At 54.5% G+C, this 22,488-nt stretch carries 29 protein-coding genes and 1 tRNA gene; 19 read left to right on the forward strand and 11 right to left on the reverse strand.

Annotation, left to right across the window (positions count from 1 at the left end; all coding sequences use genetic code 11):
• Positions 1-43 precede the first annotated feature (43 nt).
• From BCF46_RS09135 to BCF46_RS09155, 5 genes are all read left to right on the forward strand, one after another.
• Positions 44-1,033: an aldo/keto reductase gene (locus BCF46_RS09135; RefSeq protein ID WP_211332796.1), complete on the forward strand. Its 990-nt coding sequence runs from the start codon at positions 44-46 to the stop codon at positions 1,031-1,033.
• 220 nt (positions 1,034-1,253) lie between these two features.
• Complete coding sequence (locus BCF46_RS09140; RefSeq protein ID WP_121023501.1) at positions 1,254-2,033, forward strand: hypothetical protein; 780 nt, start codon at positions 1,254-1,256, stop codon at positions 2,031-2,033.
• 100 nt (positions 2,034-2,133) lie between these two features.
• On the forward strand, positions 2,134-2,547 hold the full coding sequence (locus BCF46_RS09145; RefSeq protein ID WP_121023503.1) for a DUF7282 domain-containing protein: 414 nt from the start codon (positions 2,134-2,136) through the stop codon (positions 2,545-2,547).
• Between the two features lie 122 nt (positions 2,548-2,669).
• Positions 2,670-3,212 (forward strand): sigma-70 family RNA polymerase sigma factor, encoded by a 543-nt coding sequence (locus BCF46_RS09150; RefSeq protein WP_121023505.1) that lies wholly within the window; start codon positions 2,670-2,672, stop codon positions 3,210-3,212.
• The gene (locus tag BCF46_RS09155) at positions 3,209-3,898 is read left to right on the forward strand and encodes an anti-sigma factor (RefSeq protein ID WP_121023506.1); all 690 of its coding nucleotides are present in this window, start codon (positions 3,209-3,211) and stop codon (positions 3,896-3,898) included. The genes BCF46_RS09150 and BCF46_RS09155 overlap by 4 nt, the downstream gene beginning before the upstream one ends.
• 83 nt (positions 3,899-3,981) lie before the next feature.
• Here BCF46_RS09155 and BCF46_RS09160 read toward each other — a convergent pair whose 3' ends face one another.
• Both BCF46_RS09160 and BCF46_RS09165 read right to left on the reverse strand, forming a co-directional pair.
• Positions 3,982-4,527 (reverse strand): exopolysaccharide biosynthesis protein, encoded by a 546-nt coding sequence (locus tag BCF46_RS09160; RefSeq protein WP_245989967.1) that lies wholly within the window; start codon positions 4,525-4,527, stop codon positions 3,982-3,984.
• Between the two features lie 118 nt (positions 4,528-4,645).
• Complete coding sequence (locus BCF46_RS09165) at positions 4,646-5,578, reverse strand: mechanosensitive ion channel family protein (protein WP_121023510.1); 933 nt, start codon at positions 5,576-5,578, stop codon at positions 4,646-4,648.
• A 155-nt stretch (positions 5,579-5,733) separates the two neighbouring features.
• Here BCF46_RS09165 and BCF46_RS09170 point away from each other — a divergent pair, with 155 nt between their 5' ends.
• The 3 genes from BCF46_RS09170 (at position 5,734) to BCF46_RS09180 (ending at position 7,951) form a co-directional block, all read left to right on the forward strand.
• A complete protein-coding gene (locus BCF46_RS09170; protein WP_121023512.1) occupies positions 5,734-6,537 on the forward strand; it encodes a formate/nitrite transporter family protein in 804 nt (267 codons plus the stop codon).
• 77 nt (positions 6,538-6,614) lie between these two features.
• Positions 6,615-6,803, forward strand: coding sequence for a PLD nuclease N-terminal domain-containing protein (locus tag BCF46_RS09175; RefSeq protein WP_121023514.1), 189 nt, complete (start codon positions 6,615-6,617; stop codon positions 6,801-6,803).
• Positions 6,804-6,895: 92 nt separating this feature from the next.
• Complete coding sequence (locus BCF46_RS09180; protein ID WP_121023516.1) at positions 6,896-7,951, forward strand: AI-2E family transporter; 1,056 nt, start codon at positions 6,896-6,898, stop codon at positions 7,949-7,951.
• On the opposite strand, the gene BCF46_RS09185 is transcribed toward BCF46_RS09180, so the two are convergent.
• From BCF46_RS09185 to BCF46_RS19785, 4 genes are read right to left on the reverse strand one after another with little or no spacing between them, the layout of a single operon-like run.
• Positions 7,885-9,390 (reverse strand): phospholipase D family protein, encoded by a 1,506-nt coding sequence (locus BCF46_RS09185; protein WP_121023518.1) that lies wholly within the window; start codon positions 9,388-9,390, stop codon positions 7,885-7,887. The two genes, BCF46_RS09180 and BCF46_RS09185, sit on opposite strands and share 67 nt — an antisense overlap.
• Positions 9,391-9,419: 29 nt before the next feature.
• Complete coding sequence (locus tag BCF46_RS09190) at positions 9,420-11,126, reverse strand: histidine kinase dimerization/phosphoacceptor domain -containing protein (RefSeq protein ID WP_121023520.1); 1,707 nt, start codon at positions 11,124-11,126, stop codon at positions 9,420-9,422.
• Entirely contained in the window at positions 11,123-11,677 is a 555-nt protein-coding gene (locus BCF46_RS09195) for an RNA polymerase sigma factor (RefSeq protein ID WP_121023523.1), read from the reverse strand. Before BCF46_RS09195 ends, BCF46_RS09190 begins: the two co-directional genes overlap by 4 nt.
• A complete protein-coding gene (locus tag BCF46_RS19785; protein ID WP_170157905.1) occupies positions 11,674-11,838 on the reverse strand; it encodes a NepR family anti-sigma factor in 165 nt (54 codons plus the stop codon). The genes BCF46_RS09195 and BCF46_RS19785 overlap by 4 nt, the downstream gene beginning before the upstream one ends.
• A gap of 98 nt (positions 11,839-11,936) precedes the next feature.
• On the opposite strand from BCF46_RS19785, the gene BCF46_RS09200 reads away from it, so the two are divergent.
• A complete protein-coding gene (locus BCF46_RS09200) occupies positions 11,937-12,746 on the forward strand; it encodes a response regulator (RefSeq protein WP_121023524.1) in 810 nt (269 codons plus the stop codon).
• 47 nt (positions 12,747-12,793) lie between these two features.
• Here BCF46_RS09200 and BCF46_RS09205 read toward each other — a convergent pair whose 3' ends face one another.
• Together BCF46_RS09205 and BCF46_RS09210 are read right to left on the reverse strand one after the other, a co-directional pair.
• Complete coding sequence (locus BCF46_RS09205; protein WP_121023526.1) at positions 12,794-13,291, reverse strand: Dps family protein; 498 nt, start codon at positions 13,289-13,291, stop codon at positions 12,794-12,796.
• A gap of 34 nt (positions 13,292-13,325) precedes the next feature.
• The gene (locus BCF46_RS09210) at positions 13,326-13,487 is read right to left on the reverse strand and encodes a DUF1328 domain-containing protein (RefSeq protein ID WP_121023528.1); all 162 of its coding nucleotides are present in this window, start codon (positions 13,485-13,487) and stop codon (positions 13,326-13,328) included.
• Between the two features lie 163 nt (positions 13,488-13,650).
• On the opposite strand from BCF46_RS09210, the gene BCF46_RS09215 reads away from it, so the two are divergent.
• Positions 13,651-13,986: an ElaB/YgaM/YqjD family protein gene (locus tag BCF46_RS09215; protein WP_121023529.1), complete on the forward strand. Its 336-nt coding sequence runs from the start codon at positions 13,651-13,653 to the stop codon at positions 13,984-13,986.
• Between the two features lie 3 nt (positions 13,987-13,989).
• On the forward strand, positions 13,990-14,325 hold the full coding sequence (locus tag BCF46_RS20190) for a phage holin family protein (RefSeq protein ID WP_121023531.1): 336 nt from the start codon (positions 13,990-13,992) through the stop codon (positions 14,323-14,325).
• Between the two features lie 148 nt (positions 14,326-14,473).
• Here the strand turns inward: BCF46_RS20190 and BCF46_RS09225 are convergent.
• Positions 14,474-14,550 (reverse strand) — tRNA-Arg (locus BCF46_RS09225).
• Between the two features lie 94 nt (positions 14,551-14,644).
• Between BCF46_RS09225 and BCF46_RS09230 the strand changes: the two genes are divergently transcribed.
• The 5 genes from BCF46_RS09230 to BCF46_RS09250 all read left to right on the forward strand — a co-directional run bounded on the left by BCF46_RS09230 (position 14,645) and on the right by BCF46_RS09250 (position 18,061).
• On the forward strand, positions 14,645-15,253 hold the full coding sequence (locus BCF46_RS09230) for a TetR/AcrR family transcriptional regulator (RefSeq protein ID WP_121023533.1): 609 nt from the start codon (positions 14,645-14,647) through the stop codon (positions 15,251-15,253).
• A gap of 96 nt (positions 15,254-15,349) precedes the next feature.
• Complete coding sequence (locus BCF46_RS09235; RefSeq protein ID WP_121023535.1) at positions 15,350-16,027, forward strand: PspA/IM30 family protein; 678 nt, start codon at positions 15,350-15,352, stop codon at positions 16,025-16,027.
• 39 nt (positions 16,028-16,066) lie between these two features.
• Complete coding sequence (locus tag BCF46_RS09240; protein ID WP_073145277.1) at positions 16,067-16,354, forward strand: hypothetical protein; 288 nt, start codon at positions 16,067-16,069, stop codon at positions 16,352-16,354.
• 109 nt (positions 16,355-16,463) lie between these two features.
• Positions 16,464-17,102 (forward strand): lysophospholipid acyltransferase family protein, encoded by a 639-nt coding sequence (locus BCF46_RS09245; protein ID WP_121023537.1) that lies wholly within the window; start codon positions 16,464-16,466, stop codon positions 17,100-17,102.
• Positions 17,102-18,061 carry a phosphatidate cytidylyltransferase gene (locus BCF46_RS09250; protein ID WP_342768420.1) on the forward strand — a complete coding sequence of 320 codons (960 nt, stop codon included), beginning with the start codon at positions 17,102-17,104 and terminating at the stop codon, positions 18,059-18,061. The genes BCF46_RS09245 and BCF46_RS09250 overlap by 1 nt, the downstream gene beginning before the upstream one ends.
• On the opposite strand, the gene BCF46_RS09255 is transcribed toward BCF46_RS09250, so the two are convergent.
• Entirely contained in the window at positions 18,058-18,369 is a 312-nt protein-coding gene (locus BCF46_RS09255; protein WP_121023539.1) for an ETC complex I subunit, read from the reverse strand. The genes BCF46_RS09250 and BCF46_RS09255 overlap by 4 nt on opposite strands.
• Before the next feature lie 130 nt (positions 18,370-18,499).
• Between BCF46_RS09255 and uvrB the strand changes: the two genes are divergently transcribed.
• The 3 genes from uvrB to BCF46_RS09270 all read left to right on the forward strand — a co-directional run bounded on the left by uvrB (position 18,500) and on the right by BCF46_RS09270 (position 22,074).
• On the forward strand, positions 18,500-20,719 hold the full coding sequence (uvrB, locus tag BCF46_RS09260) for an excinuclease ABC subunit UvrB (RefSeq protein ID WP_121024478.1): 2,220 nt from the start codon (positions 18,500-18,502) through the stop codon (positions 20,717-20,719).
• A 36-nt stretch (positions 20,720-20,755) separates the two neighbouring features.
• On the forward strand, positions 20,756-21,445 hold the full coding sequence (locus tag BCF46_RS09265; protein ID WP_121023542.1) for a hypothetical protein: 690 nt from the start codon (positions 20,756-20,758) through the stop codon (positions 21,443-21,445).
• A gap of 290 nt (positions 21,446-21,735) precedes the next feature.
• A complete protein-coding gene (locus BCF46_RS09270; RefSeq protein WP_121023543.1) occupies positions 21,736-22,074 on the forward strand; it encodes a hypothetical protein in 339 nt (112 codons plus the stop codon).
• Positions 22,075-22,089: 15 nt separating this feature from the next.
• On the opposite strand, the gene BCF46_RS09275 is transcribed toward BCF46_RS09270, so the two are convergent.
• Complete coding sequence (locus BCF46_RS09275) at positions 22,090-22,410, reverse strand: antibiotic biosynthesis monooxygenase family protein (protein WP_121023545.1); 321 nt, start codon at positions 22,408-22,410, stop codon at positions 22,090-22,092.
• Positions 22,411-22,488 lie beyond the last annotated feature (78 nt).

Below are 22,488 nucleotides of genomic sequence, written 5' to 3' on the forward strand. Positions count from 1 at the left end.
GCTTTGGTGCTTTCTTGGTCATGTAAAAATTTAGGAGAGCACAATGAAATTTCTAGATAGCGAAATTGTTCCCTTGGGTATGGGCTGCTGGCCAATTGGCGGGGCGATGTATTCTGGCGATCAGGCACTTGGCTACACCCAAACCGATGATGATGAATCTATTCGCACCATTCACGCCGCACTCGATCACGGGATTACACTGTTCGACACTGCCGCTGCCTATGGGGCGGGACATTCCGATCGGTTGCTGGCCCGTGCTTTGCAAAAGAGACCTGACGCCAAGATCGTGTCAAAGATCGGGATCGCCATTGACGAAAAATCTAAGCAACTTACCTTCGGCGACACCAGCCCAGCAAGTGTTCTTCCGGCGATTGATCAGTGTCTGGCACGGTTAGAACGGGACAGCATTGATCTAATGCTACTCCATGACAATGCCCTGCCGGTCGCGCAAGCTGAAGTCGTATTTGACGAGATGGAAAAGGCCCGGCAAGCTGGCAAGATCCGCGCCTTTGGGTGGAGTACGGATTTTTCGACCAGTGCCGCAGCGGTCGCAAAGCGACCGGGGTTCGCAGCGGTCGAGCACGCCATGAATGTACTTGTCGATGCGCCGCGTATGCAGCGCGTTGTGCAGCAGAACGAGGCGATATCCCTTATCCGCTCGCCGTTGGCCATGGGGCTACTCAGTGGGAAATACGGGGCTGACAAGATCATTCCTGCAGGTGACATCCGGGCGAGCTCAAACTTGGTGGTTGAATACTTCAAGGGCGCGCAGGCGAACCCTGACTTCCTTGAAATGCTTCACGCAGTGCGTGACTTGTTAACAATTGGTGGTCGTAGCCTGGTGCAAGGATCACTCGGCTGGATCTGGGCAAAGCGCGCAGCGAACATTCCAATTCCTGGGGCTCGCAATGTTGCGCAAATCGAGGGCATTGCCAAAGCACTTGAGTTTGGCCCGCTGCCGCAGGGCGCAATGACTCAAATCGAAGAGCTGATATCACGAGACACGGAAGGTGACGCCGATAAGGAACTATGATCCCGAGGCTAGAACAATAACTAGAGCGCCCTACTCACTTCGTGCGGTCTGCGTTCCACGTAAGGGGGTATGGCGCCCCCACAATAATAACAAACTTGGTTGAAACTTTTTAGCACCCCATTCCGTGACTAAGCATATGGGAGTGTGTTTATCTCGAGCGCATTGCGCTGCGAATGATCATGGCATTCCTTGTTTAAAGTGGATCAAACAGGGGAAGAATATGAGCAAATCTGCAAAATTTATCGCGGCGGCCTTATCATTGATGGTGCTTACGGCGGGCGCAAATGCCGTAACCGTGGGCTCGTTCGACAGCACCCGCGTGCTGGCAAAACGTGTCCTGAACACTGGCGCAGATCGGGATGCCTTGCGGGGTGCAATCGCTGATGACGGTCACACATTGGCCAACACAACAGATGTCCTGACAACGGGTTATCTCAATGGGCTGGACGTTTTCTACACCTCAGTGCTGGGCTTTGGTAGCAGTTCCAGCGTCTTGTCCGCCGCGGAGCAATCCGCTCTGGTGAATTGGGTCAGTGACGGCGGCATCCTTTTGTCCACAGGCGAGCAGCCCTTTTTCCGCGCAAGCTACGAGTCTCTTCTTAATCCTTTTGGTATTGACCTCGTTGGGCAGGCATCCGCCAGCGGTTCTGTCTGGTCGGCAGACACCACTATCGCGTTACTTGGAAACGGTGTCGCGGGCAGCCTCATGTCGGACTCCGGTACCGGCATCTTGTCGACGGGACCCTCCACGACGCTTGCTACGAACAACGGTAGCGTTATTGGCCTAAGCAAGTCTTTCGGGTCAGGCCTCGTCATTGCCATCGGAGATAGCAACTTTCTTGACGACCAGCTTATCAATCCCGCCGGGGAACAGTTCTTCCGCAATGCGCTGAACACAGAAATTTCTACGGTCCCGCTCCCTGCCGGGCTGCCGCTACTCCTTGGAGGCATGGGTTTGCTAGGTCTAGCGCGTATGCGCAGCAACCACCGCAAAGGCTAACGCGGGAATAGATCAGCACATCTTTGAAACTATTCGGCGTTCATTTGCGTGACTACTGCATCTGGCCAATGAGCGCCGAGATTTATAACGGGAGAGAAACATGGAAAAGTTCACAATACTTGTATTTTTGGGCATGATGACCACGGGAGCCTTCGCGGACGGACATGCGCTTACTCCATCTGTTGAGGCCGCAGATCAGTCAGTTTCAAACGGCGTGGTAAGTGCTGAAACGATTGTCGCGGCTGAAAACGGATGGCTCGTAGTGCACCGTACAGATGCCGACAAAACGCCGGGCCCTGTGGTTGGACATGCCCCCCTGCGCATGGGAGAGAACATCGACGTCGCGGCAATCCTAAACGAAGATATCAAGGCGGGCGAAATGCTGATGCTAATGGTCCATTCCGAGGCTGGCGGCACAGAAACTGGCATTTTTGAGTATACTCTTGGCGCGAAAGAAGATGGTCCGGTTCGTGTTGACGACAAACTTGTCATGACCGTTGTGACTGCGCAGTAAACGCGACGTCTACGGGTCTCGAAAACTTAGCGTGTCGTCCGGAAGCTCCGGGAGGCACGGTGTCTCGAATTTGACATCACCTCTATTAAGCATACCGTATCGCCGATGGGGAACGGAACCAAATGACCACACCGGCAGAAATAGAAAAAATGATCGCGCAAACGGCTTTGCGCGATCAATCTGCTTTTTCTGCACTTTATGACGCGACAAGTGGGAAGCTTTTTGGCGTCTGCCTCCGGGTGTTGAACAACCGCGGCGAAGCGGAGGAAGTGCTGCAAGAGGTCTATATCCGCATCTGGCACAAGGCAGACAACTATGCTGTCACAGGCCATAGTCCCATGACTTGGCTGATAACGGTGGCGCGCAATCTTGCAATCGACAGGTTGCGGACGCGCAAAGCGCCCACCAGAGATATCGAAACAGTTTTTGATTTGGCAGATGAGGGACCCGGCCCCGAAGCCGCGGCCATCGCCAGTTCACAGCGAACTCAGTTGAACGCATGTTTGGACGAGCTTGAACCTGAGCGCGCTGATGCTGTGAAGCAGGCCTACTTGGCGGGAGAAACATATAAGGATCTAGCGGCGCGTCACGCAGTTCCCTTGAACACAATGAGGACTTGGCTCCGGCGCAGTCTACTCAAACTGAAGGAGTGCTTAACGCGATGACTGCTCCTCATGACCCCAATGACGACGACATCCTGGCAGCTGAGTACGTTTTGCGCCTTCTGGATACTGCAGGCCATCGCCAGTTCGAGGCGCGTTTGCGTGACGAACCAGCCCTACGCGATCTCGTGCATGAGTGGGAAGCGCGTTTGGCAGCGATTGCCGCCAGTGAGGTAGAAGAGGTCGCCCCTCCCTCCACCGTTAAGCTCGCCGTTTTCTCGGCGGTCGCGCCAGAGACAAGGGAAACATCGTCCCGCCGCAGCTGGTTCACGGGGCTAATCGGAGTTGCAGCCGCGGCGGCCATCGCATTTGTAGCAATTGGCCCACTCCTGCGCGACCAAGTCGACCTTAGCCCAAAATTTCAGACCGAGCTTGCATCAGCGGATGGCGAACTTGTTTTGGTTGCGGGTGTTATCCCGGCCATCCATGAGATCGTGATTGAACGCGTTGCGGGCCAAGCGCCAGAAGGGCGCGTGTTGGAGTTGTGGCTGATTGCAGAGGGGTCTGACGCGCCGATCTCCCTCGGCCTCCTCCAAACGACCGGCGAAACTCGCATTCGCGTAGCGGATGACATCGCCCCCAGCGTTCGCAGCGGTACAATTGCGATTTCTGAGGAGCCGCCGGGCGGGTCGCCTACGGGCATGCCCACAGGCCAAGTTTTGGCTACCGGAACTTTCGTCGATATATAAGATGCTCGCGCTATTTACCGAGGCAGTAGATCACCTTTGCGAGTGAAACTTGAATATAAGTTATGACAGGGATCAAAGCACCATCAGGTTACGCGTATGATCAACCAGGCAGCACCAACATACGGCACCAGACCAAGCATCACGAAAAGGCCGTCGCGGGCGAGCATTCCAAACGCCAATAGTGACACAGCGATACCAATCAAAGACGACGAAAACGGAACGAACTCCAGAAAGGGCATGATGAGCCCTGATAGAACACACAGTATTTGGGGGACAAAAATGAGTGGTCTATGTGCGAATGCCTCCAGTCGTGCCTGTGTATGATCATCCAACCAAGACAGTATCGGGCGCAACCTCTCGAAAGCAGATCTAACGCGCATACCATCTGCCTTGCGGGAGAGCAGCCACTCAGGCAGCCAAAGGTGATCTCGGCGCAACAGCATTTGCAGTGCAACAAAGAAGATCAAGAGACCCATCAGGGAAGAAAACATTGGTATCCCGCTGAGTGGTGTCGCGACCGCAATCGCGGGAACCAGCAAAACAGGGGAAAAACTGGCTTGGCCGACGCTTTGCACCAAGTCTCGAATGCCAATTTGCTTGTCTTCAGCGGCCTCAACAATGCTATCCAAAACGCTGATCAAGCTTCGCTGTCGTTTCACAATGTTGCCTTTTGTTATCTAGCGCACCGCCCTGCCCACTCGCGGCGACAGTGAGCACAGCCTTCGGGCGGTTAGATCCGTTTCAAAATCACTCGGCTGCTATCGATTGTGATTGTGCGGCGTCATCCATTGCCTCCTCACGCTCCACCACGATTGTTCGCGTCGGGAACGGGATATCAATATCGGCGTCATCCAACGCTTCTTTCACCTTGCGCTTCATGTCAGCCTTGTATTGGAAATACACGTCCGCATCACACCAGACCCGCAAAAGAAAATCTACGCTGCTGCTGCCAAGATTGTTTACTTGCAAGAACGGCTCTGGGTCCGCGTGTGACCTTGGGTCCGACATAACTGTATCTTTGATAACGCGCTCAGCCTGCGCAAGATTCACCCCATAGCCCACGCCAAATGTCCATTCGGCGCGCCGCGTCGAATACCCCGAATAATTCATGATGGTATTGCCCCAAACTTCCGAATTAGGGACAACAACGCGAACGTTGCTGAGATCTGCCAACTCAGTGTAGTTGAGAGTGATTTCTTTTACCGTGCCCATCACGTCATCGACTTGAACAAAATCACCTACTTTGAGCGGGCGAAACAGGATGATCATCACGCCAGCCGCCACATTGGACAGCGTCCCCTGCAGCGCTAAACCTACTGCCAGACCGGCAGCACCTATCACAGCCACAATCGAAGTCGTTTGAACTCCAAAAGTATTCAGGACGAACAAGCCTGTGAAAGCCAATATCGTGTAGCGCGCGATGTTACCCAGAAAGCTGAAAAGTGTCTTGTCCAATCCTCCATGCGATTCCGCGACACGACGAATCCGGCGGCGCAAAAACCCGGAAATGGCAAAACCAAGAATGATAATAATGGCAGCTGCGGCTAAGCTTCCCACAACAGAAAGCATGGCCTCTAAGGTAAGGATATCTGCGACGGACTTGCCATTATAGATGTCCATTTGAAATACCGAAGCCAACTGATCCCAGACCGATTCTTTAGATTCTGTGGTCTGTTCCATGTGCTTTTCCTTACTTCATCATCAATTGCGTTTTAGGGGCGCTTTCTTCCCCGAACTCTGAGTTTGAACGCACAAGGGCCCAAAGAGTTCCGCCCTTGGGGAACATTGCGCCGCATTGAAGCGTTGGACTGATCACTCACAAAGGAACGGTGACAATGGCGAAACAAGAAAAACTTGCGATAGAACGAGCTGAGAACCTTTCACCAAAAATGATCTTCGAAGTAATCCGTCGTGATGGGCAGGAGGAGTTGGAGCGCCCAAACCTTTCCCTCATGTGGTCGGGTGTCGCAGCAGGCATCATGATCTCGCTCTCAGTGCTGGGAGAGGCGATTTTTCGAACCCACTTGCCTGACACGGGTTGGAGATTTCTCGTGGAAAACATCGGGTACAGCCTTGGTTTCCTTGTGGTAATCCTAGGCAGGATGCAACTTTTCACCGAGAACACAATCACGACTGTTTTGCCCGTGATGCAAAAGCCAAACCGCGAAATGTTTAGCCGAATGGCTCTGCTATGGGCCATTGTATTGTTCGCAAATGTCGTAGGCGCTTTTGCTGCAGCGGCGCTTTTTGCATTTACATCAGCAATCCCCGCCGAACTACTTCCTGCTATTGAAGAGCTGTCACGCCACGCGACAGGGTTTGAGCCAGCAGAGGCATTTCAACGTGCGATTCCCGCCGGAGTACTCGTTGCCGCTATCGTTTGGATGCTGCCTGAGTCCGAAGGTTTCGGCTTCTTCGTTATCCTGACTTTTACTTGGTTGATTGCTGCGGGCGATTTTACGCACGTCGTAGCTGGCTCCGTTGAGATGGCATTCTTACTGGTACAGGGCCTGCTCCCCCCCCATGACGCAATTTTTGGGTTCTTCCTCCCGGTGCTAGCAGGCAACATTCTTGGTGGTACTGCGATCTTTGCGCTGTTGGCATTCGGGCAGGTCCGCAGAGAGTTGCCGGACGAGTAACTCGAAATATTGTTAGGAACCTTTATTGGCTTGGGGTGTTGGGATTGCGATAACAACGAATTGGAGGGTCTTTTCAAATGGAATATGCAGGTATTGGCGGTTTTATCGTCCTTGCGCTCAACATCTGGGCTATCGTTTCAATCATCGGGTCCGGTGCAACAACTGGGTCTAAGGTTTTGTGGACATTGCTCGTTCTCATACTTCCGGTGTTGGGCTTCATAATCTGGTTGATTGCAGGTCCGCGCGCCAACCGAAGCACAGTGTAACGACGCATTAATTATCGCACCTGGTTTCTGAGGCGCGCGAGGCTCAAGCCCGTGCGCCTCTATATTGGGCATTCTTATGATGGAGATAGACCATGCAACGACTGTCACTACAGACAACTTGTCTAGTCCTCCTCACGACCATCAGTGTCTTCACCGTACTGCACTACACTAAAGATATTTTTGCACCAGTTTTTGCGGCCCTGTTGCTTGGTATCGTTCTTACCCCGCTATCGGACTTTTGGATCCGGTTGCGCATCCCACCCGCACTGGCGGCCCTAATCTCCACCTCGCTGTCTCTGATGAGCATCATGATACTTTTGCTGTTGATTGAGCCCTACATTACCCAAGCAATCAACAAAGCTCCTATTATCTGGTATGAGCTTCGAGAGACAATCGATGAGTTCAAACGCATGTTACGCGGGCTTGAACGCATGTCTGAAGATGTCGCAGATGCTATCGAGCCGACATCCGGTGAAGCCGAAAAAGCGCCTGCGATACTCCCCTCGGTCACCGACGCGCTATTTTATGCCCCCAAGTTTGCGGCCCAGTTTATGATGTTTACTGGCACGCTTTATTTTTTTCTGATGGCGCAAAACAGCATCTATGCGTGGGTGGGCCAAACCTTCAGTGAGTTTGGAGAAGAAGATTTACGTCACGCTGGCAGTCAGGTTGCACGCTATGTTGTGACGATTTCGGCCATTAACTTGGGCTTTGGGGTGCTGGTAACATTGGCTATGCAACTTCTTGGGATGCCATCGCCGGTGTTATGGGGGGTGCTGGCATTTACGTTGAATTTTGTACTTTATCTTGGCCCGATTGCATTGGTTTGCGCGCTGCTTGTGACCGGCATTGTCGTATTTGACGGTGTCGAAAGCTTCGTTCCGGCCGCGCTCTACCTAGCGATGAACGCCACCGAGGCGCAATTTGTGACGCCTACGCTTGTTGGTCGCAGCTTATCAGTGAACCCCCTGTTGGTATTCTTGTCGCTGGTTTTCTGGCTTTGGCTTTGGGGGCCGATCGGCGGCATTATTGCGATCCCGATTTTGATTTGGAGCATGTCGGTATTTCAAAGTGCCTATGGTCAGACCATCTCTTCCGGCACACCGGGTAAATTGCGCCCAAGCTCTGCAGCCGGCTCCGCCGAATAGGGAAGTATAAACCCCTCACGTTTGTCCGGCGGGACATTGGCATTCATCTCGGCGCGCTCGGCCCAAGCCTTTCGCGCCGACGTGTTGCCGTAAAACTCAGCCCCTGCCTTGGTGCCAAGCCAGTGCTGGAAACAGCGTGACTTCAACAAGGACACTTCTTGTTTGCTCTCTGTTCCCACACCGGCTTCTGTATCCCATGCCATACTGCGCCCGTTTAGGTTGGCAGACGAGATGGTCCCGTATTGATCGTCGAATATCGAAACCTTTGCATGAAGATAGACAATTGGCGCGCCGTAATGCGTGTCGCGGCCGCTGGATGCAGCGGCACGAGGCTGTGCAGGAGAGCCGACAAAAAGCCGTTTGCCAAAACCATCCGCTAAGATTTCTAACGACTTAGTCTGAAGATGTTCGCCATACTCGACATCGCTCGATGGTTCATCAACGAACGCTACATCGTCTGGGGCGGCAGGCAAAATTAGAATGAGAGATAGGGCTGGTTTCTTCTTGGCACATTGAGCGATTTGCTTTGCAAAGCGCCGATCCCGAAAAAACTGAGTTTCCAGATATATCAGCCTCTCGGCGCGCGCGGCCCACGCATGGTGGGCTTCCGCCAGTTCGTTGACAACGGGTCGGGGCGAAAGGAATGGAAACGATATTGAACGCTTCGCCGAGATCGTCCGGAGCAGATGGCGAGTTGGCTTCGGTTTATCCCCGCGGGTGACCGCTTCGAAACTCTCCAAATGATCCGCAGCTTCTGCTGCAACCGGGCCATCGACCAAAACCTGCGTGTCATGCCAAGTCTGATCGGCCGCACAGGAATGCTCAAGCGTGTCGTAGCGCCGATCGTTCAGATCAAGGCCGCCAATGTAGAGTCTTTTGCGGTCGAAGACAGCAAGTTTCTGGTGATGGGTTACGGGCGCGAGCGGTGGCGGTGCAATGCGAGTGACCAGCATGTCACCTCGCCATTTCAACAATGGGCGCAGCCCAGGGGCGCTGTCCAGGAACGCCTGTTTCTCCGGGCGCGACCTTTGATTGATGTCTGACAGTCCGCTGCGTATCTCCTTAAGGAGACGCGGCCATAAAATAAGCCTTGGTAGCAAACCTACCCGAGCCGGGTGCATTGAAACACGCATCCTCAACAAATCAGAGCGATCCGACGCCTCGCCCGCAGCCAAAACCCCACGTGCACATTCCCAAGAGTATCTGTGCTCATTCAGGCCAACGACCGGATCAAAATCGCTGAGGAATAGGGTTACTTGAACGCCTCGGTTTAGCGTGTCGACCAGCAGATCGGCCCAAGTGTCCCCTACCTTTTTCGCCTCGTCAGAAAGAAGCTTGGTGCGCGGATCGAAGATACGAAAACCGGCAACGATACTGTGTGTGGCCCCTAAGAATTCGCGCTCAAGGACGGGAAACGCCTCGTGTGCGGTGAGCAACACCTGAAACCGCCTGTCTAATCCCCGCTCCACTAATAATCTCGACTTTCAGGAGCAAACTCTTGAGCCTGGAAATAGACGCAGACCGAATATCTATCTGGTCTCTCGCCTATCTCGACCCGCCCACCTAATTGGATCGCAAAAGCGCTGATCAGCTCGGCCCCAAGACCGGTGCTTTCAATTTCGGCGGCTTCGCCAACAGAGTTTGCCAGCGTCAACACGCATTCCCTGTCATCTTGATGAAGCGAGACAGTAACCCAATCCGTAGAACCTGCCGAAACGCCAACGAATTTCACGATGTTGGTCGCCGCTTCGGCTGCAAGCAATGATAACGGAACAGCCTGATCTGGATAGAGCAAGACGTCTTCAATATCAATTTTGACATCCAAATCGACGTTCTCAGGCAATGCGACTTCAAACGTTTTCTCCACCACTTCGGAAATCAACGCGCCTACATTAACCATACCCCCATGCTGAGATCGATATAAGTTTCGGTGGATCGTAGCGAGGCTGAGAACACGATTTTGAAGCCGAGCGAGCACCGATTTGGTCTCGTCCTCAGTGGCGGCTCGGATTTTCATGCTCATGATCGAGGAAATCAGTTGAAGGTTGTTTTTCACCCGATGATGGATTTCTTTAATCAAAACTCCCTTCTCGTGCAGAGCATCTTCAAGATTGGCTTCGTCTTGCACAATATTCTCCGTCATGCGGTCGAAATTATGCGACAGGTCCCGCAATTCATTTGGCATAGATTGGGTATTGTTTGTGTGTGCAAGGCTGCGATCCCGCGTGAAGGCATCCATATTTTTCCGCAATGTCGCTACGTGACGAAGCACGAGCAGATAGACGGACATCAACGCGACACCCATGCTTGCCATCCACATCAACAACGGAAAGAGGGACGGGCCAACATAGGCTGCGGCTTCATTAGCCAACCCGTCACCGACACGCCAAATACCGATAGTGGTCGCCGGGCTGCCTTCGATTGGGACGATCGTGTAAGTCCGCCGCTCACCTAACCGATTGCTAGCTTGGAAAGCATAGGACTGTCCGGTATTCAACTGGGCCAAGGCGCGCGATGCTGGCAACTCGTTACTTGCGTCTTCGATGCTCGCGCGGGCCGTTAGTACCGCCCCGTCAGTGTTGAAAGTTATAAGCTCTTCCAGCCCAAGATCGGTTAGGTCATCCGGCGTGTTAGGCAGCCCTGAATGTGGGATAGATACCGTTACGAACCCGGCAAATTTGTCGTTGATCTCATAAGGTTCCGAAATAACAAAAACGGACTGTTTGCTAAGAGGAGCGTCCTCACTCACAACGATTGTGGGCTTCGGCGTCGCCATAAAGTTATTGAAACTCGCCCCACCCGAAAAGTCGTAGGTATCGCCGGATGACGTACAGGTCATCATACCTGTTTTTGGAAGAAGTCCGATAAAGCTATAACGCTGATTGGTATCAACGAATTTCCCCAAATCTCGGTTACAGCGTTCTGGATTTTCAATAAAATCAGGCGCGATCGTCGCAAGAAACCGCGCGGTTCCAAAGGCGCGCTCAATGATAAGCTCTTCGGTCTTAGCGGCGCGACCAGTCACCGCAACAAGAGCAAGGTCTGCGTTTCGACCTGCCTCTTGGGCCACACGATTGGTCTGATAGACCGCAACGGCACCAAGCGGAAAAAGAGCCAGCGACAACAACACAACGATTTGCACGCTTAAACTGTTGTACCAAGGGGCGGTTTTCACGCGGGTAGCCCCGGGTTACCCACAACAGCGATCGTAGCACTATCGGTCAATTCAAGCGCGTCGTCCTCATCAAGGTGCAACAATTCCGTCAACTTCGCGCGGGCGCGGTTCACGCGGCTTTTGATCGTTCCCGTTGCCACGCCGCACATCTCCGCAGCATCGTCATACGAAAACCCTGACGCACCCACTAACATCAGCGCTTCACGCTGCTCGTCGGGAAGTTCATTAAGCGCCTGCTTGAAATCCATCATCTGAAGTCGCCCATCATGTTCCGGCTTTACTGACAAGGTATCCGTGAACACGTTGTCTACATCAGCGACTTCGCGGTTGAGTTTGCGACGTGAGGTGTAAAAATTGTTACGCAAAATTGTGAACAGCCAAGCGCGCATGTTCGTGCCCGGCTCGAACTTATCAATATTAGTCCATGCCTTAAGCACTGTATCTTGCATCATATCGTCGGCAGTCGCACGATTACGTGTGAGGCTCAAAGCGAATGCGCGAAGGGCAGGCAAATGCGTGACCACCTCATCTCTGGGATCAGGAGCGTTCATTTTTTTGCCTTCAGTTCTTCGTCTTGCGCGCGAAGAACAGTCAGTAGGTCGGTCAGCTGATCAGGCAGTTGATCCTGCTCGAATTCTGAAAAGACCTGCTTCAGGTTTTCTTTGATGTAATTTTCAATCTTGTCCTTTTTGGGATCTCGGTTACTTGCCATTAGAAATCGATGCCTCATCTGAAGAAATATCACACATAACTGGAACCAACTGTCGTCTAGGGTGTTTGGTTCCCAGAAAAATCGAAAAAGGGAAAACCATGAGCGACATCAGTGCAGAACCAAATTTCACGGACCTTATTGCCGCTGAGCTACCTTACCTACGCCGTTACACCCGCGCTCTTACCGGATCCCAAACCCGCGGCGATACCTATACCGTTGCCACGCTTGAAGCCATTCTAAAGGACAGATCGCCATTTGAGAATGATGCTTCGACCAAAGTGAATCTGTTCAAATGCTTCCATTCGATCTGGTCGACATCGGGTCAGGCCCTCTCAGAGCCTGAAGACAACCTGCGTAGCCGTGCCCACGGGCTTCTGGCGAAACTCACCCCCTATTCGCGCGAAGCCCTGCTGTTAAGGACAGTCGAAGAGTTCAGTTTGGCTCAAATCGCCACTATTATGCAGATTGATCTGGAAGATGTACGTCACCTGATCACGAAGGCGAACGAGGAACTGTCCCACAGCGTCAAAGGCCGTATCATGATTATTGAGGACGAACCGATAATCGCAGCCGACTTGAAGGCGATTGTAACCAGTCTGGGTCATGAGGTTACAGGAATCGCGCGCACACACCGAGAAGCCGTGGCGCTTGGAAAAGATCAAACGCCGGACTTGATCCTTGCCGATATTCAGTTAGCAGACAATTCTTCCGGCATTGATGCGGTAAATGACTTGCTGGAGCTCATGGACGTACCCGTAATCTTTATAACGGCGTTCCCTGAACGACTTTTGACGGGCGACCGTCCGGAGCCGGCGTTCTTGATATCCAAGCCGTTCCAAGAAGCTCAGGTCCTGTCTGCTGTCAGCCAAGCTATGTTCTTCGCGTCAACGGAAACGCTGAAGGCATAGTCAAAAAAGTCTGCCCCGCACATTTGTTGTGCGGGGCTACGTTTTTGTTAGTCTGCCGTAATCGCCCGCCACATCCACGCGGCCTGTTCGTGAAAGGCCGATCGCGCAGTCGCAAGGTCTTCTGTGACCGGGTCATTTTGTTCTCCTGCGATCTCGATCAAGGCATGTAAGCGGTGAGCAACGCGCTCATGATCATCTGCAAGGATGGCGCACATCTCCCCAGCAGTCGGCGACTTGTTGTCGTCTTTGACAACCGATTTCTCAATAATCTCTTCCATAGCCATGGGGGCCATTTGACCAACTGCGCGAATGCGCTCCGCCAACTTGTCGGCCGCAGCGAACATATCCTCGTACTGGGCCTCTGTCAGGTTGTGGATCGAGTAAAACAGCGGCCCTTCGACATTCCAGTGAAACGCGTGGGTCTTGAAAGTCAGCCGGTATGTATCTGCAAGTACTTGGCTCAAACCTGTTGCAATAGTCTCAGGCTTTCGAACTCCGGATGAGACTTCTTTTGGCGTCGCTACAACATTAAGTGGCTGTGTCATTGTCTGTCCTTTCTATCAAATGGGCGAGGCTGAGTTAGCTGCGGAAGGCGCGTAAAAGTAGTGTCCCGACGAACAGCAGTAAGAATACGAAGAACAGGATCTGTGCGATCCCTGCCGAAGCCGACGCGATACCGCCGAACCCAAAGACCGCTGCAACCAACGCTACGACCAAAAAGACGAGTGAATAATAAAGCATTTTCGTTCTCCATTTTCCCAATTTTGCGCAAACCGTTGGCCGCGCTTTCTGAGTCACCAACCGTTTGTCATGCGATCCGGTTCCTAATCATTTGAAAAAAAGAAATTGGAACTACATCGGTTGTCCCGCGTTGAGCAGGAAGAAACGTATGAGGAGAAAAATCATGGCATCTACAATGACCAAGCTTAGCACCAAGTCGAAATCCGCTACCGCAGAGGATCTCGCTGAACAAATTGAGACCTTGCGCAACGATCTGGGATCGCTGACACAAACTATCGCTGATCTTGGGAAAGCGAAGGGTGACGAGGCCCTCGCAAGCGCCAAGTCAACCGCTGACAACGTTCGCGCCAAAGCGGCCGACTCCGCTGAGACAGCTCGCCTTCAGGCGATGGAGCTCCAAGATCAGGCCAACGATTTCGTTAAGAATCAACCCGCAACCGCGCTCGGGATTGCGGCAGGGCTTGGGTTCTTAGTCGGCTTCTTTGGCGCGCGGAAGTAGTCGATGTTCAACATTGAACAAAAGGTAGCAAAAACTGCCAGGAAAGTAGGTCTCCTATCCGGAGGCCTACTTCTATGTAGTATAGGGATTGGCTTTCTAACCGTTGCTGGGTGGCTTGCGTTAGCTCCAATCGTTGGCGTCCAGCTGACGGCAACCATAATGGCCGGCCTGTACTTGGGCGTCGGCTGCATTATGATTGGGATTAGCTCAAGAAACTCTCATAGCCCTGAATACCAGAAACAAGCTGAAGCGCCTGTAAAACCCGAAGGACCACCGGTCATGCAAGCGTTCATGTTTGGCCTTCAGGCCGGCGCAAAAGCCGAGCAAGCGCGCCGTTGAACAGCGGCCCGACTCGACACCAAAGCGAAATCGATCGACCTAGGTCACCATAGACATCCCTTTTGGTGGCAGCATGCGTGCATGATGAAGCCCCCCTGCCAGAAGGTGCTCGTATGAGTACATCAATTTTCTAATCTATTTGTCTTGGTGGCGATCCCTGAAGGACTCGAACCCTCAACCTGCTGATTAGAAGTCAGCTGCTCTATCCAGTTGAGCTAAGGGACCGCTGCCCGCTTATTGCGAAAGGCTGACTTGAAACGCAAGGGCTTTGCTTCTTTATCGTCACTGGTTAAACGTGAACATAGTTCAAGGGGGCCATATGGCGGGTAAAGTTCAAAAGAAGCGCGAAGATTTGCGCGCAAAGCTCATTGATCTTGCTGAGGAGCGGATCAAGGTCGGCGGCATCTCGGCAGTCCGCGCCCGTGATCTAGCCAAGGAAGCAGGCTGCGCGGTCGGAGCCATCTACAATGTCTTTGGTGACATGAACGATCTGGTGATGGCCGTGAATGCGCGCACGTTCAAACGCGTCGGTGCTCAGGTCTCCGCAGCGGTCGCAGAAGAACCGCCCGGCCATCCCGTCAAAACCATGATCGCGATGTCCCATGCCTACCTTCACTTCGCGCGCGACAACACACCCGCATGGCGAACCCTTTTTGATCTAGAGGTTTCGACCGAGGAATCCGTGCCGAAGTGGTATCTTGAGGAACTGCAGAAGGTATTTTCGCTGATTGCTGATCCACTCAAGCGAATCTTCCCTGATATGTCGCCCGAAGATGTGAGTCTTATGACCCGCGGGCTGTTCTCTTCGGTGCATGGAATCGTGCTATTGGGGCTGGAGAAGCGTATTTCGGGCGTCCCTATCGACCAGCTTGAGCATATGATTACCCTTGTTTTCAGCCACTTAACCTCCACTCCGTCAAAAAAGTGAACATTGTTCAAAATATTTCTTGAACAATGTTCAGAAACTCGTATCTTGAATTCATGAACGGCGTTCACGAAGCGCTACCATGTAGGAGAGACCAAGATGTTTTTGACTTTGAAGACCCTTATGACCGGTGCGAACGCCCGGGCCGAAGAAAAGGTCCGCGACGTCTATGCCATCGAATTGATTGAACAAAAGACACGTGAAGCCTCAAGCAGCCTCGCCGCTGCCAAGGCGACGCTTGCCAGCCTGATCCAACGCCACCGCGGCGAGGATCGCCAGGTCCGCTCGATAGAGGCCCGCGTATCTGACCTTACTGATCGTGCCACGAAGGCGCTGGACGATGACAACGAAGCCATGGCCTCCGAGGCAGCCAACGCGATCGCCCAGCTTGAAAACGAGCTGGAGGTCCGCCGCCAGACCCTCGCACGCCTTGATCAACGCATCATGCGTCTGCGTCAAAGCATTGAGACCGGCCACCGACGCATCATCGACCTGAAGCAAGGCGCCATCACCGCTAAGGCTGTGCGCTACGAGCAGTCGATACAAGCCAAGCTGAACACAACCCTGCAAGGGCAATCCAGCGTGGCCGAGGCGGAAGAGCTGATCGCAAACGTCCTGAAGAAGGACGACCCGTTCGAGCAGGCAGAAATCCTCGCCGATATCGACCGCGACCTGAGCCACGAAACGCTCGCCGATCGTATGTCTGACGCCGGATACGGTGCCGCGACGCGGGCCACGGGGGCAGATGTCCTCAAGCGCCTGAAGTCCAAGAAATAAGCCAATTCAAACGCAATATCCAAGACAAGGAATACTCCAATGAACAACGCATTCAAATCCGACAACGCCCTGATCATGATGGTGAACTTGGCTGGTGTTTTTATCGCCTACGGCATGCTGGCCCTATCGCTTTACATGTCCCCTGACGTGCCGCTGGCCACCAAAGGTTACTGGGGTATCGGTATCCTGATGCTGTCGCTCAGCTTGGTGAACTTCGTGAAATACCGTTTTGACGAGCGGATCAACGAAGACCGCATCCAGCAGATCGAACGCGCCAAGAACGAGAAAATCCTCGAGGACTACGTGACGGTCGACAAAGCTGCTTAGCCGACCCTCACGATAGCAACCGCGCCCTCCTCCCCGGGGGCGCGGTTTTTCTTGATTAAAGCACGCAAAACTTGTCCCTTGGGTGGACCAAATAAAAAGAGACCCCCGTATGCGCCGTTTCGCCGCCTCCATCGTTGGGCAATTGCTGATCTTCTTCGCGCAGTTCATCACCGCCGCGCGCGCCGACTGGCGCGGAATCGAGCCCGTTCGCCGTCAACGCATCTACTATGCCAACCATTCCTCCAATGCGGACCTGCCCCTGATCTGGACTGTGCTTCCCGCAGCTTTGCGCCGCGACACCCGTGCCGTGGCCGCTGCCGACTATTGGCTAAAAAACAAGCTGCGCGCCTTCATCGGCCGCGACGTGTTCCACGGCATCCTGATCGACCGCCGGGCCGAGCACCGCACAGAGGACCCGATTGCCAAAATCGTCGAAGCCTTGGACGAGGGCGCGTCGATCATCATCTTCCCCGAAGGTGGCCGCAACCGAACCGAGGACCCGCTGATGCCGTTCAAGGCCGGCCTCTACAATATCGCCCGCCAACGCCCCGAGATTGATCTGGTCCCTTGCTGGATCGACAACATTTCCCACATCATGCCGACGGGCGAGGTGATCCCCGTCCCGCTTGCCTGCACCGTCACCTTTGGGGCCCCCGTCCATGTGCGCGAAGAAGAGGCCAAAAACGCCTTCCTCAAACGCGCCTCCGACGCCTTGCGAGACCTGATCCCCGCGCGAGGGCATGCGTGATGGAAATGACCCAAACCAATTCCGACCTCCTATTCCTGCTGGCGGCCTGCTGCGGCCTCCTCGTCATCGCGACGCTGATCGGTGAAGTGCTGCGCGCGCGCCTGCACAAAACCCATGCGAACCTCACGGTGGAGACCTACCTGACGCGGGTCCACAGCTGGTGGGGAATGGTGTTTCTGTTCTCCATCGCCTTGTTGCTCGGACCCGTGGGGATCATCACCCTATTCGCCTTTTGCTCACTCGCCGCCCTGCGCGAATTCCTGACGCTGACCACCAAAACAAACGCCGACCATTGGTCGTTGATCGCCAGCTTCTACCTGATCCTGCCGCTGCAATACGTGCTAATCTGGTGGGGCGCGGTCGGGCTGTTTTCAACGCTGATCCCGATCTACGCCTTCCTCCTGCTGCCCATCCTCAGCGTCCTGCGAGGCGGCGAAGGGGCCGACAAAAACTTCCTCGCCCGCATATCCGAAACCCAATGGGGCCTGATGATTTGCGTGTTCTGCGCCAGCTACATCCCCGCCTTGGTCACACTCGACATTCCCGACTACGGCGACCGCGCACCGCTGCTCATCGCCTACTTGGTGTTTGTCATCCAGATGGGTGATCTGATGGAGTACTTCGCAGGCCGCCGCATCGGCAAACGCAAGGTGGCGCCAGCCGTTTCGCCAAAAACCCGTGAAGGCATTGCGTGTGGCGCAGCGCTCGCTGCGGGTCTCGGCCTGCTGCTCACATGGATGACGCCATTCTCGCCGCTCGCATCCATGGCGATGGCAGTGATGGCATACATGGTCGGCGTCGGTGGGTCTTTGGTTCTGGCGGCAATCAAGTCAGATCGCGGCATCAAGAACTGGGGCCACCTGATCCCCGGCCAAGGCGGTTTCGTCGATCAACTCGACTCAGTGGTCTTTGCCGCGCCAGTGTTTTTCCACGTCACGCGCCATTACTACGGAGGCTAGTGCGTCCAAACCCCACGGCGGTTCGTCGCGAAGTTCTCACCGTAGCCGCCCGGACGGATCACCGGTTTGCGTTTCTTGGGGTCAGTGACGACCGCGACGATGCCCTTGTCTTTGGCATAATCCAACGCGGCTTCCTTGCTGTCGAAGGTCAGCTTCACCTGCGCTTGCGTGTCAGCCGACGACGTCCAGCCCATCAACGGGTCCACTTCACGGGCCGTTTCGTTCACGAACTCCAAAACCCAATTTTTGGTCTTGGCCGTGCCCGATTGCATGGCGGTTCTGGTTGGCTGGTAAATGCGTGCGCGCATGGGATTTTCTCCAAAAACTCTATGTATATATCGCGCTCCTGACACCCTATGGCAAGAGCACAAAACAGCACGGGTTGAAGCTGCTGCCAAAAGCATCATCTTAGGGGCAACCTCCGAGGAATCGCGCGACATGCACAGCAACTCCCCTGAATCTATGCCCCAACAGCTTCCGATCCTGTCCAATCCGGCACCGGACGTGAAAACCCGTGGAAAGCTGGAAGGCGGAATCAAATTCCGGCTGGAAACGGAATTCGAGCCCGCCGGTGACCAGCCGACGGCGATCCGCGAGCTGAAAGCGGGTATATTAAGCGGCGACCGCGACCAAGTCCTCCTTGGGGCCACAGGTACCGGCAAAACCTTTACGATGGCTAAACTCATCGAAGAAACCAACCGCCCCGCGATTATCCTTGCCCCGAACAAGACCCTCGCGGCGCAGCTCTACGGCGAGTTCAAAGGCTTCTTCCCCGATAATGCCGTCGAGTATTTCGTCAGCTACTACGACTACTACCAGCCCGAGGCCTATGTCGCCCGCTCGGATACTTTCATCGAGAAGGAATCGCAGATCAACGAGCAGATCGACCGTATGCGCCACTCCGCCACCCGCGCGCTGTTGGAGCGTGACGACGTGATCATCGTCGCCTCGGTCTCGTGCATCTACGGCATCGGCTCCGTCGAGACATACGGCGCGATGACCCAAGACCTGCATGTCGGCCAGGAATACGACCAACGCAAAGTCATGGCCGACCTGATCGCGCAGGCCTACAAACGCAACGACCAAGCCTTCCAGCGCGGCACCTTCCGCGTGCGCGGCGACTCTTTGGAAATCTGGCCCGCCCACCTAGATGATCGCGCATGGCGGCTGTCCTTCTTCGGCGAGGATCTGGAAACCATCGCCGAATTCGACCCGCTCACCGGCACCAAAACCGACACTTTCGACCGCGTGCGCATCTACGCCAACTCCCACTACGTCACGCCGCGCCCCACGATGCAGCAAGCCATTAAAGGCATCAAAAACGAGCTGGCAATCCGCCTGCCGCAGCTGACAGGCGAAGGCAAACTGCTGGAAGCCCAGCGGCTGGAGCAGCGGGTCAATTTCGACCTCGAAATGCTGGAAGCCACAGGCGTGTGCAACGGGATCGAGAATTATTCGCGCTACCTCACGGGCCGCGCTCCGGGGGAGCCGCCCCCCACCCTGTTCGAGTTCATCCCCGACAACGCCATTGTGTTCGCCGACGAGTCCCACGTCTCCGTCCCGCAAATCGGCGGCATGTACAAAGGCGACTACCGGCGCAAATTCACGCTGGCCGAACACGGCTTCCGCCTGCCCTCCTGCATGGACAACCGCCCGCTGAAATTCGAGGAATGGGACGCCATGCGCCCGCAATCCGTCTTCGTCTCTGCCACGCCCGCCGCGTGGGAGATCGAGCAATCCGGCGGCGTTTTCGTCGAGCAGGTGATCCGCCCCACGGGCTTGCTGGACCCGATGATCGAAATCCGGCCCGTCGAGACGCAAGTCGACGACGTCATGGACGAAATCCGCCGTGTGACCGCCAAGGGCATGCGCACGCTGGTCACCACCCTGACCAAACGCATGGCCGAAGACCTGACCGAATTCCTGCATGAAAACGGCATCAAGGTCCGCTACATGCACTCCGATATCGACACGATCGAGCGGATCGAAATCCTGCGCGACTTGCGCCTCGGTGCCTTCGACGTGCTTATTGGCATCAACCTGCTGCGCGAGGGGCTCGACATCCCCGAATGTGGCCTCGTCGCAATCCTTGACGCCGACAAGGAGGGCTTCCTGCGCTCGGAGACGTCTCTCATCCAAACCATCGGCCGCGCCGCGCGCAACGCCGACGGCCGCGTGATCATGTATGCCGATCGCATCACCGGCAGCATGGAGCGCGCCATGGGCGAAACCGACCGCCGCCGCGCCAAGCAGATCGCCTATAACGAGAAACATGGCATCACGCCCGCCACCGTGAAAAAAAACGTCGAGGACATCCTCGCCGGTCTCTACAAAGGCGACGTCGACATGAACCGCGTCACCGCCACCATCGACGCCCCCGCCGGTGCCAACCTGCAAGCCGTCCTCGACGGCCTGCGCACCGACATGCGCAAGGCCGCCGAGAACCTGGAGTTCGAAGAGGCCGCCCGCCTGCGCGACGAGGTAAAACGGCTGGAAACGGTCGATCTGGTGATCTCCGACGACCCGCTGGCACGCCAGTATGCGGTGGAGAAAGCCGTGAGTGACGGTCAGAAAATGAGCGGTCGGTCAACGGCTGGCAGGCCGGGGCAACGAGGTGGTGTTAAGAGACGGGGGGGTAAATTTTCGGACTACTCCTAAAGTTCAAATTTCTAGATTTGAGAGATTTATGTTAGTATGTATTTTTGTGGGGTTTTTTTGGGGATGGCGAACGAAAACTCTTGGTTAAGCGACCTGCTTGGCAATCTGCCAAAAATACTACAAACATTGCCTCAAAATACTGCTGGGATAGTTTCGATGTCCCTGTTTTTTCTGTTTTTTCTCGGTTTGGTTTTCTTTTGGAATTCAGATGCAAAAGTCAAACTAACCGCATTTGTGCTTATGATATTATCCGGAGCCGCGGTAGGCTACACCGCGTATTCACTTACAATAGTAAGTTCAATCACTGGAGGGGGGGGCAGTCTCAAACTTCCTTCTGATGCCAGATTTGGTTTCCTCAAAGGGGATCGAAATGTCCTAATTTTTGACGCTAGTAGTGACAAAAAGAAAGCCAAGGAACTCGCCAAGGCAATTATCGATGAGTCGAGCATTTCCAGCGTCGATATTTTAATCGCTTGGAAAGGCGAGTGGGCCATGGACCACACCAGAATTTACTATCAAGGGGAAGACGAAAACGAGAGTCAGGCGTATGAGATTGCTTCATCGCTCCACGGGACGCAGTTTGTGATCGACTACGAAAAACAACTTGATTTTCAGGACCCAGCCTTCTGGCCAGACAAATCGGAGGGCGATTTCACTAGGATGGTGGGTTTCAACGAAGATAGGGATCTCGTAATTTTTGCCGGAAATGACATTAATCTAAAATAGCAAGCTTAGGATGGGCGCCGCACCCATCACCCTCTCACGCAAACGTTTCTGCCAACTTATTCATTACCCGCTCAAAGCACTCGTAAATACCGCAGATCAACGGGTTGCGATTGTGCGCATCTCGTCGGGGCGAACCGTTGTCTGAAAATCCTCGTGTCTCCTCCATTGGGAACAGCAGCCACAGGGCTGGGTTCACCCCTCACACATTCCTCACGCGCCGTAACCGACCAAATCAGCTACACTCCCTGACATATTAACAAGTTCCTTTGTCAGCCCACGGGGGTGCCCCGATGCTCAATATTGCTCTTGGATACGGATTTTGCCTGCTCACCGCGTTGATCGTCATCACTGGTGACTACCTGCTGAAAGTCGCCGCGGACGGCGGCATGGCCCTCAACTCGCGCCACGTGATTGCAGGCGGCCTGCTCTACGCCTTTTCCGCCATCATGTGGTATTTCGCCATGCGGTATATGACCTTGGCACAGGCGGGCGTGGTGTTCTCGATGCTCACCCTGCTGGCTTTGTGCCTGATCGGATACTACGCCTTCGGGGAGCGGTTCTATTTGCGTGAATACGCCGGTGTCGGCTGCGCCTTGGCAGCCATGGTTCTACTGGTGCGCGTCACCTGAGGGGTAAAGAGACGCTCACCCGAACCCCTCCACCACATCATACATCACCGGCTCAAAGCTCTTGCACAGCCCGCTGATCACACGGTTGCGCTTGCGCATCTCGTCGGTCCTCAGCATCGCCTGAAAATCCTCGCGCCGCGCCCATTGGGAGTAGTTGGCGATCCGCGTTTGCGCGTCGTTCACATGCAAGGCGGCGGAAATGAACCCCTCCTGCTTCGAGATAAATTCCGCATAGGCCAAGGTCAGCTCGTCCAGCAAATCCTGACACGTCCCCGGCGTCATCTCGAAGGTGGTGATCACCGTCTGGCATTGCGATTGTTTTGAGATTACAGTCATTAAATGGCCCTCCTGCAATTAAGTCTAACATATCAATTTCCAGATTGGAGCGGTGCTTTTAACGAAGCCGCAACCCGA

It is taken from the genome of Litoreibacter meonggei, assembly GCF_003663885.1.
GTDB classification, from domain to species: domain Bacteria; phylum Pseudomonadota; class Alphaproteobacteria; order Rhodobacterales; family Rhodobacteraceae; genus Litoreibacter; species Litoreibacter meonggei.

What these genes read in the sequence shown, in the direction of transcription:
- BCF46_RS09135 (WP_211332796.1), top strand. Translation starts at nt 44, where the DNA reads ATGAAATTTCTAGATAGCGAAATTGTTCCCTTGGGTATGGGCTGCTGG.
- BCF46_RS09140 (WP_121023501.1), top strand. Translation starts at nt 1,254, where the DNA reads ATGAGCAAATCTGCAAAATTTATCGCGGCGGCCTTATCATTGATGGTG.
- BCF46_RS09145 (WP_121023503.1), top strand. Translation starts at nt 2,134, where the DNA reads ATGGAAAAGTTCACAATACTTGTATTTTTGGGCATGATGACCACGGGA.
- BCF46_RS09150 (WP_121023505.1), top strand. Translation starts at nt 2,670, where the DNA reads ATGACCACACCGGCAGAAATAGAAAAAATGATCGCGCAAACGGCTTTG.
- BCF46_RS09155 (WP_121023506.1), top strand. Translation starts at nt 3,209, where the DNA reads ATGACTGCTCCTCATGACCCCAATGACGACGACATCCTGGCAGCTGAG.
- BCF46_RS09165 (WP_121023510.1), bottom strand. Translation starts at nt 5,578, where the DNA reads ATGGAACAGACCACAGAATCTAAAGAATCGGTCTGGGATCAGTTGGCT.
- BCF46_RS09170 (WP_121023512.1), top strand. Translation starts at nt 5,734, where the DNA reads ATGGCGAAACAAGAAAAACTTGCGATAGAACGAGCTGAGAACCTTTCA.
- BCF46_RS09175 (WP_121023514.1), top strand. Translation starts at nt 6,615, where the DNA reads ATGGAATATGCAGGTATTGGCGGTTTTATCGTCCTTGCGCTCAACATC.
- BCF46_RS09180 (WP_121023516.1), top strand. Translation starts at nt 6,896, where the DNA reads ATGCAACGACTGTCACTACAGACAACTTGTCTAGTCCTCCTCACGACC.
- BCF46_RS09195 (WP_121023523.1), bottom strand. Translation starts at nt 11,677, where the DNA reads ATGAACGCTCCTGATCCCAGAGATGAGGTGGTCACGCATTTGCCTGCC.
- BCF46_RS19785 (WP_170157905.1), bottom strand. Translation starts at nt 11,838, where the DNA reads ATGGCAAGTAACCGAGATCCCAAAAAGGACAAGATTGAAAATTACATC.
- BCF46_RS09200 (WP_121023524.1), top strand. Translation starts at nt 11,937, where the DNA reads ATGAGCGACATCAGTGCAGAACCAAATTTCACGGACCTTATTGCCGCT.
- BCF46_RS09205 (WP_121023526.1), bottom strand. Translation starts at nt 13,291, where the DNA reads ATGACACAGCCACTTAATGTTGTAGCGACGCCAAAAGAAGTCTCATCC.
- BCF46_RS09210 (WP_121023528.1), bottom strand. Translation starts at nt 13,487, where the DNA reads ATGCTTTATTATTCACTCGTCTTTTTGGTCGTAGCGTTGGTTGCAGCG.
- BCF46_RS09215 (WP_121023529.1), top strand. Translation starts at nt 13,651, where the DNA reads ATGGCATCTACAATGACCAAGCTTAGCACCAAGTCGAAATCCGCTACC.
- BCF46_RS20190 (WP_121023531.1), top strand. Translation starts at nt 13,990, where the DNA reads ATGTTCAACATTGAACAAAAGGTAGCAAAAACTGCCAGGAAAGTAGGT.
- BCF46_RS09230 (WP_121023533.1), top strand. Translation starts at nt 14,645, where the DNA reads ATGGCGGGTAAAGTTCAAAAGAAGCGCGAAGATTTGCGCGCAAAGCTC.
- BCF46_RS09235 (WP_121023535.1), top strand. Translation starts at nt 15,350, where the DNA reads ATGTTTTTGACTTTGAAGACCCTTATGACCGGTGCGAACGCCCGGGCC.
- BCF46_RS09240 (WP_073145277.1), top strand. Translation starts at nt 16,067, where the DNA reads ATGAACAACGCATTCAAATCCGACAACGCCCTGATCATGATGGTGAAC.
- BCF46_RS09245 (WP_121023537.1), top strand. Translation starts at nt 16,464, where the DNA reads ATGCGCCGTTTCGCCGCCTCCATCGTTGGGCAATTGCTGATCTTCTTC.
- BCF46_RS09250 (WP_342768420.1), top strand. Translation starts at nt 17,102, where the DNA reads ATGGAAATGACCCAAACCAATTCCGACCTCCTATTCCTGCTGGCGGCC.
- BCF46_RS09255 (WP_121023539.1), bottom strand. Translation starts at nt 18,369, where the DNA reads ATGCGCGCACGCATTTACCAGCCAACCAGAACCGCCATGCAATCGGGC.
- uvrB (WP_121024478.1), top strand. Translation starts at nt 18,500, where the DNA reads ATGCACAGCAACTCCCCTGAATCTATGCCCCAACAGCTTCCGATCCTG.
- BCF46_RS09265 (WP_121023542.1), top strand. Translation starts at nt 20,756, where the DNA reads ATGTATTTTTGTGGGGTTTTTTTGGGGATGGCGAACGAAAACTCTTGG.
- BCF46_RS09270 (WP_121023543.1), top strand. Translation starts at nt 21,736, where the DNA reads ATGCTCAATATTGCTCTTGGATACGGATTTTGCCTGCTCACCGCGTTG.
- BCF46_RS09275 (WP_121023545.1), bottom strand. Translation starts at nt 22,410, where the DNA reads ATGACTGTAATCTCAAAACAATCGCAATGCCAGACGGTGATCACCACC.